Here is an 8,283-nt window from a genome sequence, read left to right as displayed (position 1 = left end):
CATCGAGGTTGGTCAGGGTGGCATCCACTTCCGGCAGCGCGCCGATCGGCAGGATCACGTCGGCCACGTCGCGGGTGGAGGCACAGGCGAACTGGCTGAAGGCCACCACCTGCGCACCGGCCAGTGCCTTGCGGGCAGCGGCGGCGTCGGCGAAGTCCAGGCCCGGCTCGATGCCGTACAGGGCATAGGCCTTGCGCGGCTGGGCCAGCATGGCGTTGACGTCCTTGCCGGCCGGCAGCACGCCAGCGCGGGACAGGCCCACGGCATTGGCACCCTGCGGGATACGGCACAGCTTGGCACCGGTAGCGGCGGCGAAATCGCGCGCGGCGGCGCGGATCGCAGCAGCCTGCGGGTGGTTTTCGGCGATGCCACCCACGATCAGCACGGCGTTGCCGGCCGAGGCGCTGACGGCATCACGCAGCGCGGCAGAACCCAGCGCGTCGATGAAGGCGGACGGGGCGACGATCTGCTTGCTGGCCAGCTTGAACGCGAAGTCGAAGTCCACCGGGTTGACGGCGTGGATCCTGGCGTTGCGCGTGGTCTGCGCCTTGCGCAGGCGGGCATGCAGCAGCGGCAGTTCGTGGCGGATGTTGCTGCCCAGCACGACGATGCTGTCCGCGCCTTCGATCTCGGCCAGCGGCAGGCCGAAGACTTCGGCGGTGGCGGCGTCGGAGAAGTCGCGGTTGTTGATGCGGTGATCGATGTTGGTGGTGCCCAAGCCGGTGGCGAGACGGGCCAGCAGGGCGCCCTCCTCGTTCGAGGCCGACGGGTGCACCAGCACGCCCAGGTCATCGCCCTTGTTCGCGGCGAAGATGTCGCGGGCCGCGGCCAGGCCTTCGGCCCAGCTCACTTCCTTCCACTCGCCGTTGACCTTGCGCAGCGGCTTGACCGCACGGTCTTCGCTGTACAGGCCCTGGTGCGAATAGCGGTCACGGTCGGACAGCCAGCATTCGTTGACCGACTCGTTGTCGCGCGGCACGGCGCGCAGCACTTCGCCGCGACGCACGTGCAGGAACAGGTTCGAGCCCATCGCGTCGTGGTAGCCCAGCGACTCGCGCGCGGTCAGTTCCCACGGACGGGCGCGGAACTGGAACACCTTGTTGGTCAGCGCGCCGACCGGGCACACGTCGACGACGTTGCCGGACAGCTCGGTGGTCAGCGGCTTGCCGTCGTAGGTGCCGATCTGCAGGTTCTCACCGCGGTACATGCCACCCAGTTCGTAGGTACCGGCAACGTCGACGGTGAAGCGGACGCAGCGGGTGCACTGGATGCAGCGGGTCATTTCGGTGGCCACCAGCGGACCGATGTCCTCGTCGGGCACCACGCGCTTGCGCTCGTTGAAGCGACTGACCGAACGGCCATAGCCCAGCGACACGTCCTGCAGCTCGCACTCGCCGCCCTGATCGCAGATCGGGCAATCCAGCGGGTGGTTGATCAGCAGGAATTCCATCACCGAGCGCTGGAACTTCAGCGCCTTTTCACTTCGGGTGGCGACCTTCATGCCATCCATGACCGGCGTGGCGCAGGCCGGTGCCGGCTTGGGCGACTTTTCCACGTCGACCAGGCACATGCGGCAGTTGGCCGCGATCGGCAGCTTCTCGTGGTAGCAGAAGCGCGGGATCGGGATGCCGGCCTTGTCGGCGGCCTGGATGATCATCGAGCCCTTGGGCACGACCAGGGACTGACCGTCGATTTCGACGGTGACATGTCCCTCGGGCACCACGGCCGGCGTCACGCCCGGATTGTTGGGTTGCGCGCTCATGCAGCGGCTGCCTCCACCTTCTTGCCGTCAACCATCGAATGACCGTTGACGATGTAGTACTCGAATTCGTCCCAGAACTGGCGCAGGAAGCCCTGGATGGGCCATGCCGCCGCTTCACCGAACGCGCAGATGGTGTGGCCTTCGATCTGGCCGGCCACCGTCTTCAACTGATGCAGGTCTTCCATGGTGGCCTTGCCGGCGACGATGCGCTCGAGCACGCGGTGCATCCAGCCGGTGCCTTCACGGCACGGGGTGCACTGGCCACAGGATTCCTTGTGGAAGAACTGGCTGATGCGGCAGGCGAACTTGACGCAGCAGACGCTGTCGTCCAGCACCACGATGGCCCCCGACCCCAGACCGGTGCCCAGGGCACGCAGGGTGTCGTAGTCCATCTGCAGGCCCTTGAGCTCGTCGGCCTTCAGCACCGGCATCGAGACGCCGCCCGGGACGGCACCCTTGAGGGTACGACCCGGCTTCAGGCCACCGGCCATTTCCAGCAGCTCGTCGAAGGTGGTGCCCAGCGGCACTTCGAAGTTGCCGCCCTTCTGCACGCAGCCGGAGACCGAGAAGATCTTCGGACCGCCGTTCTTGGTCAGGCTCAGGCCCTGGAACCACTCCGGACCATTGCGGATGATCGCCGGCACCGAGGCATAGGTCTCGGTGTTGTTGATCGTCGACGGCTTGCCGTACAGGCCGAAGTTGGCCGGGAACGGCGGCTTGTAGCGCGGCTGGCCCTTCTTGCCTTCCAGCGATTCCATCAGCGCGGTTTCTTCGCCGCAGATGTAGGCGCCGGCGCCGAGCGCGCCGTAGATGTCGATGTCCACGCCGCTGCCAAGGATGTCCTTGCCCAGCCAGCCGTTCGCGTACGCGTCGGCCAGGGCCTGCTCGAAGTTCTCGAACGGCTCGTGGTGGAACTCGCCACGCAGGTAGTTGTAGCCCACGGTCGAGCCGGTGGCGTAGCAGGCGATCGCCATGCCTTCCACGACCGAATGCGGGTTGTAACGCAGGATGTCGCGGTCCTTGCAGGTCCCCGGCTCGGATTCATCCGAATTGCACAGGATGTACTTCTGCATCGTGCCCTTGGGCATGAAGGACCACTTCAGGCCGGTCGGGAAGCCGGCGCCACCGCGGCCGCGCAGGTTGGACTGCTTGACCATCTCGATGACCTGCTCCGGCGAGATCTTCTCTTCGAGGATCTTGCGCAGGGCGGCGTAGCCACCGGTCTTGAGGTAGCTTTCATACGACCACGGGGTGTCGTAATGCAGGGTGGTGTAGACCACCTGGTGCGGCAACGGTGCGGGACCGACCGGACCACTGGGTGCGTGATGATGTGCCATGTCTTACTCCAACCCGTCCAGCAGCTCGTCGACTTTCTCGACGGTCAGGCGCTCGTGGTAATGGCCATTGATGACCATCATCGGCGCACCGGCGCAACCGGCCAGGCATTCTTCTTCACGCTTGAGATAGACGCGGCCGTCGGCGGTGGACTGACCGGTCTTGCAGCCGAGCTTCTTCTCGGCGTGCGCGACCAGGTCCTCGGCGCCGTTCAGCCAGCAGCTGATGTTGGTGCAGAAGGCAACATTGTGGCGGCCGACCTTCTCCAGCTCGAACATCGAGTAGAAGCTGGCCACTTCGTAGGCCCACACCGGCGGCAGGTCCAGGTACTTGGCGACGCCGGCGATCAACTCGTCGGTCAGCCAGCCCGCGTTCTGCTCCTGTGCGGCGTGCAGGCCCTGCAGGACAGCCGAGCGCTTGCGATCCGGCGGGAACTTGGCCAGCCAATGATCGATGTGCGCACGGGTCTTGTCATTCAAGACCACCATCGGGTCGACGTCGCGCGCCGCCTCGAAATTACCTGTCGCCTTCATCGGCCGACCTCAGCGAATACGAAATCGTTAAGAACCAGAACCTGCAGCGCCGGCAGCAGCCGGCGGGTGTCAGGCATCGTGCAAGCGGATGCGATCACCGGTCCACCTCGCCGAACACCAGATCGTAGGTGCCGATCATGGCCACCACGTCGGCGAGCATGTGCCCGCGCACGATCGAGTCGATCGAGGACAGATGGGCAAAGCCCGGCGCGCGCAGGTGCACGCGGAACGGCTTGTTGGCGCCATCGGACATCAGGTAGCAGCCGAACTCGCCCTTGGGCGCTTCGACGGCGGCGTAGGTTTCGCCGGCCGGGACACAGTAGCCTTCACTGAACAGCTTGAAGTGATGGATCAGCGCTTCCATGTCGTCCTTCATGTCTTCCCGGCTGGGCGGGGCGACCTTGAAGTTCTTCACCATCACCGGGCCCGGGTTGGCCTTCAGCCACGCCACGCACTGCTTGATGATGCGGTTGGATTCGCGCATTTCGGCCACGCGGCACAGGTAGCGATCGTAGCAATCGCCTTCCTTGCCCAGCGGGATGTCGAAATCGACGGCGTCGTACTTGGCATACGGCTGTTTCTTGCGCAGATCCCAGGCAACGCCTGACCCACGCAGCATCACACCGGTCATGCCCCAGGCGTGCGCCAGTTCGGGGGTGACCACGCCGATGCCGACGGTACGCTGCTTCCAGATGCGGTTGTCGGTGAGCAGGGTTTCGTACTCGTCGACACGCTTCGGGAATTCAACGGTGAAATTCTCGAGGAAATCGAGCAGCGAACCTTCGCGCGCGGCGTTGAGGTTCTTCAGGGCCTTGCCCTTGTGCCAGCGCGATTCGGTGTACTTGGGCATACGGTCCGGCAGGTCGCGGTAGACGCCGCCCGGGCGGTAGTACGCCGCGTGCATGCGCGCGCCGGAGACCGCTTCGTAGCAGTCCATCAGCTCTTCGCGTTCGCGGAAGGCGTACAGCATGACCGCCATCGCGCCCAGATCGAGCGCGTTGGAGCCCAGCCACATCAGGTGGTTCAGGATGCGGGTGATTTCGTCGAACAGGGTGCGGATGTACTGCGCACGCTCCGGCGCCTCGATCCCCATCAGGGTTTCGATCGCGCGCACGTAGGCGTGCTCGTTGCACATCATCGACACGTAATCCAGGCGATCCATGTAGCCGATCGACTGGTTGAACGGCTTGGACTCGGCCAGCTTTTCGGTACCACGGTGCAGCAGGCCCACGTGGGGATCTGCACGCATGATGGTTTCGCCGTCCATTTCCAGGATCAGGCGCAGCACACCGTGCGCGGCCGGATGCTGGGGACCGAAGTTCATCGTGTAGTTGCGGATTTCCTGGCGCAGTTCCGCCGGGTTGCTCGCAAAGGCCTGGTGGGCCTGGGGTTCACGCTTGCTCAGATCAGCACTCACTTTACTGCCTCCGTCTGCGCGCTTTCGCCGGCAGCGGTCTGGAAACGGGCATCGTCACGGATCACGCGCGGCACGCCGACACGCGGTTCCACCGAGGTGACCGGTTCGTAGATCACGCGCTTCTTCTCTTCGTCGTAGCGCACTTCGACGTTGCCGATCAGCGGGAAATCCTTGCGGAACGGATGGCCGACGAAGCCGTAATCGGTCAGGATCCGGCGCAGGTCCGGGTGGCCTTCGAAGATCACGCCGAACAGGTCGAACGCTTCGCGCTCGAACCAGTTCAGGCCCGGCCACACATCGGTCAGCGAGGCGACCACCGGCAGTTCCTCATTCGGCGCAAAGCAACGGATGCGCATGGTGAGGTTGTGCTGGTAGGAACGCAGCTGGGCGACCACGGCGAAACGCTGCAACGGAATCGGCTGCGGCTGGGCGCCATCGCTGGTTTCGCGGGTGGGGAATTCACCCCAGGCGAAACGGCCGACGGACTTGCCCTCGACGCCACGGCTGAAGCCCTGGGACGACACATCGGCCGTATCCCATTCGTCGCTGCCGTAGCCGAGGTAGTCCAGGCCGCACAGGTCGACGGCCTGCTCGAAACCGAATACGTCGCGCAGCGCCACAGCGGTGGCATGCCAGTCAGCGGCGGGCACTTCCAGCGTCACTTCGCCGCGGGGTTCGACCACGAAGACCTGCGCACCAGCAAAGTGTGCGGAGAGTCGGTCGATGAAGGAAGGTGCTTGCTCTGCCATGGGGGCTTGGCGTGCTCTAGTCAGGAGGGAGGTCAGCGGGCGATGGTCTGCGTACGCCAGATCTTCTTCTGCAACTGCAGGATCCCGTACACCAGCGCTTCGGCGGTTGGCGGGCAACCGGGGACATAGATGTCCACCGGCACCACGCGGTCACAGCCACGAACCACTGCATAGGAGTAGTGGTAGTAGCCGCCACCGTTGGCGCAGCTGCCCATGGAGATGACCCACTTGGGGTCCGGCATCTGGTCGTAGACCTTGCGCAGGGCCGGGGCCATCTTGTTGACCAGGGTACCGGCCACGATCATCACGTCGGACTGACGCGGCGACGGGCGGAACACCACACCGTAGCGGTCAAGGTCCAGGCGCGCGGCGCCGGCATGCATCATTTCGACCGCGCAGCAGGCCAGACCGAAGGTCATGGGCCACATCGAACCGGTACGGGCCCAGTTCAACAGCGCGTCCACGCTGGTGGTCAGGTAACCCTTTTCCAGCAGCGGGTTGTCGCCTTCGGGGCGCAGGATGTCGTCGACCCGCCCTTCCGGGACCGGGTTGTTCATCAGGCCGTCGAGCGTCTGAATCACTCCCATTCCAGCGCTCCCTTCTTCCAGACGTAAATGAAACCGAGGAAAAGCATGCCTACGAAGAGGCCCATCGTGACCAGCGAACGTGCGCCCAGCTCCATGAAGACCTGGGTCCACGGCACGATGAAGATGATTTCCAAGTCAAATACGATGAACTGGATCGCGATCAGGTAGTAGCGCACATCGAACTTCATGCGCGCGTCCTCGAAAGCCTCGAAGCCGCATTCGTACGGCGAGAGCTTTTTCAGATCAGGACGTCGTGGACCGAGGAATCGGCCAACCAGCATCAGCGCAACGCCGATACCGGTGGCAACGATCAGAAACAGCAGAGACGGCAAATATTCGGCCAGCACAGCGATTCTCTCTTGCCTCTGCCGCGACGCCTGCAGGCGTGTTGGCATGGGGGAGTGGACGGATACCGCTACCTGGCGCTTTGCGCGCCAGACGAACCCGCTTACAAACAAAATGGTGCCCAAGAGGGGACTCGAACCCCTACGACCTAAGTCGCTACCACCTCAAGGTAGTGCGTCTACCAATTCCGCCACCTGGGCTTACGTTCGCAAGGAGGGGTTTCCCTATCGGATTCCCTCAGTGCGCCGCATATTGTAACCGTCTTCAGCGAGTCTGGGTGCCTTCCGAAGGCTTTTCTTCACCAGATTTCGGCGTTTCCGCCTGAGCCGGCACAGTAGCCTGCGGAACCGACTGCTGCACAGCGGTTTCCGGGGCTTTGGGCACGGCCGGCAGCTCGCCCGCCGGGGCGGCCGGGGTCGTTGCGACCGGGGCCGACATCAAACCAAGATCCTGCTGGGTGGCCGGGCGCGAGCCATGGCTGGCGTACCAGGCCATGAACAGGCTGATGCCGAAGAACACCACGGCCAGCCACTTGGTCGACTTGGACAGGAAGTTGGACGCGCCACGCGCGCCAAACACCGTACCCGAGGCGCCGGCACCGAAACCCGAGCCTGCGGCGGCACCGGAACCACGCTGCATCAGGATGAGCGCGATCATGGCGACGGCCACCAGCACGTAGACCACATTGAGGATCAACATCAGCATTTCGAATCCGTCCTCGGACATGTTCGTGCCGACGGTTGGCCGGCAACATTACTAATTAGCGCCCGGCCGCCGCAGTGGCGATGGCCAGGAAGTCCGCGGCGACCAACGAGGCGCCGCCCACCAGCCCACCATCGACATCGGGCTGCGCGAACAGTTCCCCTGCGTTGTCGGGCTTCACGCTGCCGCCGTACAGGATCGGCAACGAATCGGCGATTCTAGCATCCAGCTTGGCCACTTCGCCACGGATGAACGCATGGACCTGCTGGGCCTGCTCTTTGGAGGCGGTACGGCCGGTGCCGATGGCCCAGACCGGCTCGTAGGCGACGACGGCGTGCTGGAAGCCGGCCGGGCCGACCAGGGCGAGCACGGGGGCGAGCTGGGCGGCGATGACCTGTTCGGTCTGGCCCGCCTCGCGCTGTTCCAGGGTTTCGCCCACGCACAGCACCGGGGCGAGGCCGGCATGCAGGGCGGCGGCGAACTTGCGGGCGACCAGTTCACTGGTTTCGTTGTGGTACTGGCGGCGCTCGGAGTGGCCGACCAGGCCGAAACGGGCCCCGACCTCGGCCAGCATGGCGGCGGAGACTTCGCCGGTGTAGGCGCCCTTTTCGTTGGAGCTGACATCCTGCGAGCCGAAGGCGATGGCCCGGCCTTCAAAGGCTTCGACCAGTTCGCCCAGGTACGGCAGCGGGGGCAGGATCACCACCTCGACGCCGTCGACCGGCAGGCTGGCGACCAGGTCGCTGACCAGGTCGGTGGCGAATTGGCGGCTGCCGTGCAGCTTCCAGTTACCGGCCACGATCTTGCGGCGCATGCGGTGCTCCTTTGGGTATCAGCCGGCAATGATACCGGA

Annotated in this window: 9 protein-coding genes and 1 tRNA gene; all 10 read right to left on the bottom strand. The window is 64.7% G+C overall.

Annotated features, from left to right (window positions below):
• On the bottom strand, nucleotides 1–1,762 hold a 1,762-nt coding region (gene nuoG / locus DBR34_RS08115), incomplete at its 3' end, for an NADH-quinone oxidoreductase subunit NuoG (RefSeq protein ID WP_128096410.1).
• Complete coding sequence (gene nuoF / locus DBR34_RS08110) at nucleotides 1,759–3,099, bottom strand: NADH-quinone oxidoreductase subunit NuoF (RefSeq protein ID WP_128096409.1); 1,341 nt, start codon at nucleotides 3,097–3,099, stop codon at nucleotides 1,759–1,761. The genes nuoG and nuoF, both read right to left, overlap by 4 nt.
• Before the next feature lie 3 nt (nucleotides 3,100–3,102).
• The gene (gene nuoE, locus DBR34_RS08105) at nucleotides 3,103–3,630 is read right to left on the bottom strand and encodes an NADH-quinone oxidoreductase subunit NuoE (RefSeq protein WP_038687236.1); all 528 of its coding nucleotides are present in this window, start codon (nucleotides 3,628–3,630) and stop codon (nucleotides 3,103–3,105) included.
• 94 nt (nucleotides 3,631–3,724) lie between these two features.
• A complete protein-coding gene (locus DBR34_RS08100; RefSeq protein ID WP_236546307.1) occupies nucleotides 3,725–4,954 on the bottom strand; it encodes an NADH-quinone oxidoreductase subunit D in 1,230 nt (409 codons plus the stop codon).
• A gap of 89 nt (nucleotides 4,955–5,043) precedes the next feature.
• Complete coding sequence (locus DBR34_RS08095; RefSeq protein WP_038687235.1) at nucleotides 5,044–5,796, bottom strand: NADH-quinone oxidoreductase subunit C; 753 nt, start codon at nucleotides 5,794–5,796, stop codon at nucleotides 5,044–5,046.
• Between the two features lie 32 nt (nucleotides 5,797–5,828).
• The gene (locus DBR34_RS08090) at nucleotides 5,829–6,383 is read right to left on the bottom strand and encodes an NADH-quinone oxidoreductase subunit B (RefSeq protein ID WP_038687233.1); all 555 of its coding nucleotides are present in this window, start codon (nucleotides 6,381–6,383) and stop codon (nucleotides 5,829–5,831) included.
• Complete coding sequence (locus DBR34_RS08085; protein ID WP_026069699.1) at nucleotides 6,374–6,730, bottom strand: NADH-quinone oxidoreductase subunit A; 357 nt, start codon at nucleotides 6,728–6,730, stop codon at nucleotides 6,374–6,376. The genes DBR34_RS08090 and DBR34_RS08085 overlap by 10 nt, the downstream gene beginning before the upstream one ends.
• Nucleotides 6,731–6,843: 113 nt before the next feature.
• A tRNA-Leu gene (locus DBR34_RS08080) sits at nucleotides 6,844–6,928 on the bottom strand.
• Nucleotides 6,929–6,992: 64 nt separating this feature from the next.
• Complete coding sequence (gene secG, locus DBR34_RS08075) at nucleotides 6,993–7,433, bottom strand: preprotein translocase subunit SecG (protein WP_038691966.1); 441 nt, start codon at nucleotides 7,431–7,433, stop codon at nucleotides 6,993–6,995.
• A gap of 55 nt (nucleotides 7,434–7,488) precedes the next feature.
• Nucleotides 7,489–8,244 carry a triose-phosphate isomerase gene (tpiA, locus tag DBR34_RS08070; protein WP_038687231.1) on the bottom strand — a complete coding sequence of 252 codons (756 nt, stop codon included), beginning with the start codon at nucleotides 8,242–8,244 and terminating at the stop codon, nucleotides 7,489–7,491.
• Nucleotides 8,245–8,283: the final 39 nt, after the last annotated feature.

Origin of the sequence: Stenotrophomonas sp. HMWF003, assembly GCF_003061285.1 — a bacterium.
Lineage (GTDB): Bacteria > Pseudomonadota > Gammaproteobacteria > Xanthomonadales > Xanthomonadaceae > Stenotrophomonas > Stenotrophomonas maltophilia_AP.
The sequence above is the reverse complement of the archived record's forward strand: the minus strand, read 5'-3'. Positions and strand labels throughout refer to the sequence as shown.

What these genes read in the sequence shown, in the direction of transcription:
- DBR34_RS08095 (WP_038687235.1), bottom strand. Translation starts at nt 5,796, where the DNA reads ATGGCAGAGCAAGCACCTTCCTTCATCGACCGACTCTCCGCACACTTT.
- DBR34_RS08090 (WP_038687233.1), bottom strand. Translation starts at nt 6,383, where the DNA reads ATGGGAGTGATTCAGACGCTCGACGGCCTGATGAACAACCCGGTCCCG.
- secG (WP_038691966.1), bottom strand. Translation starts at nt 7,433, where the DNA reads ATGCTGATGTTGATCCTCAATGTGGTCTACGTGCTGGTGGCCGTCGCC.
- tpiA (WP_038687231.1), bottom strand. Translation starts at nt 8,244, where the DNA reads ATGCGCCGCAAGATCGTGGCCGGTAACTGGAAGCTGCACGGCAGCCGC.
- nuoE (WP_038687236.1), bottom strand. Translation starts at nt 3,630, where the DNA reads ATGAAGGCGACAGGTAATTTCGAGGCGGCGCGCGACGTCGACCCGATG.
- nuoF (WP_128096409.1), bottom strand. Translation starts at nt 3,099, where the DNA reads ATGGCACATCATCACGCACCCAGTGGTCCGGTCGGTCCCGCACCGTTG.
- DBR34_RS08100 (WP_236546307.1), bottom strand. Translation starts at nt 4,954, where the DNA reads ATGAACTTCGGTCCCCAGCATCCGGCCGCGCACGGTGTGCTGCGCCTG.